Raw genomic sequence first — 207 nt, 5'->3', positions numbered from 1 at the left:
ATGCGCGAGGCGCGGCGTGGCTGCAGGGCAGGCCGCTTAGCTGATCTCCTTGCGCACCGTCGCTGCGGCGTCGCACATCGCTTTCAATTTCCCAAACGCGACATGGCGCGGCATGTATTTCATGCCGCAATCGGGCGCGATGACCAGTCGGTCGGAGGCGACGTGCTTGAGGCCGTTGCGGATGCGGCCGGCCACCACATCGGCGGC

The 207-nt window shown here is 66.7% G+C and carries 1 pseudogene; it reads right to left on the bottom strand.

Annotated features, from left to right (window positions below):
* Positions 1-36: 36 nt before the first annotated feature.
* Positions 37-207 (bottom strand): annotated as a pseudogene (locus KJQ96_RS39975) (5-methyltetrahydropteroyltriglutamate--homocysteine methyltransferase); the annotation flags it as partial.

It is taken from the genome of Bradyrhizobium sp. sGM-13 (assembly GCF_018398875.1).
GTDB lineage: Bacteria > Pseudomonadota > Alphaproteobacteria > Rhizobiales > Xanthobacteraceae > Bradyrhizobium.
Note: the sequence above shows the minus strand (reverse complement) of the source record. Positions and strands in the feature narration are given on the sequence as shown.